Origin of the sequence: Bradyrhizobium sp. PRIMUS42 (assembly GCF_023006515.1) — a bacterium.
GTDB lineage: Bacteria > Pseudomonadota > Alphaproteobacteria > Rhizobiales > Xanthobacteraceae > Bradyrhizobium.
Genome location: NZ_JALBGZ010001296.1, coordinates 1 through 915, shown reverse-complemented (window position 1 = coordinate 915; position 915 = coordinate 1). Strand labels below are relative to the sequence as shown.

Annotated in this window: 1 protein-coding gene and 1 pseudogene; both read right to left on the bottom strand. The window is 65.9% G+C overall.

Annotation, left to right across the window (positions count from 1 at the left end; all coding sequences use genetic code 11):
- Nucleotides 1-118 (bottom strand): annotated as a pseudogene (locus MOV75_RS39845) (hypothetical protein); the annotation flags it as partial.
- 61 nt (nucleotides 119-179) lie between these two features.
- Nucleotides 180-665, bottom strand: a complete 486-nt coding sequence (locus MOV75_RS39840; protein WP_246931691.1) for a YHS domain-containing (seleno)protein — start codon at nucleotides 663-665, stop codon at nucleotides 180-182.
- Nucleotides 666-915 lie beyond the last annotated feature (250 nt).

Genomic DNA, 915 nt, shown 5'->3' with positions numbered 1-915 from the left:
AACCGTGGTCCTTGCTGAGCTTCGCCGCGCGCTCGAGCAGACGGGAATGCAGATAGAACACGTCGCCGGGATAAGCTTCGCGGCCCGGCGGACGGCGCAGCAGCAGCGACACCGGCTTCATCATCCCGGATTTCATCGCCTGGGGCGACCCACAGGCAGAACCCTGAGGCGGTAGGCTGCTACTGACTGAGCTGTTCCCAGAGCGCCGGCCAGCGCTTGCCTACCTCATAGAGGAACCGCTCGGGGTCGGCGGCGAAGGCGTCACGATTGGTTTCCCGGCTGAACAGGTACAGCCGCTGCGCCACGATCGCGAAGAAACGGGGATTGCCGGCAATGGTGACGCCGCGGGCGATATCGGCGGGATCGTAGCCGCCGAATTGCGGCCCATAGATTTCGGGATGGGCCAGGAAGGAGGCGCGGTTGCCCTCGTTGCGGAAGCGCCAGACCGCGCCCCAGAGGTTGGCCTCGAACTCGGCCGTCCCCTGCACGGCTCTCTCGTCCACGAAATAAGCGACGGGATCGAAGCCCTCGATGGCAACGCCGGTGAAGCGGTTGACGACGACCCGCTCGGTCGTGGCCGCCTCGGCCGGCAACCCCGAGCCGGTGATCCCTATGCCCGAGAGCAGGCAGACGAGGAGGCCGATCAAGGCAATTCCGGGGCGCAAAGGGCTATCTTCCTGCCGTTGTGCCGTCATAGTTGCTGCGGATAACATCCGAGTCGAGGGGACATCCGGCGCAACCCTAGGGCCGCGCCTGTTGGCGTCAGGTTAAGGAAGCGACGGGTTTCGGTACCAGGGGTTCTTTTATGACTTTCGCATCACGCCTTGCTGCGCTCGCGCTCGTCGCGATGGTGGGCTGGATCGTGCCGGCCTCCGCCCAGCAGGCGCCGCCGCCCAATTTGCCGCCGCCGCAGCG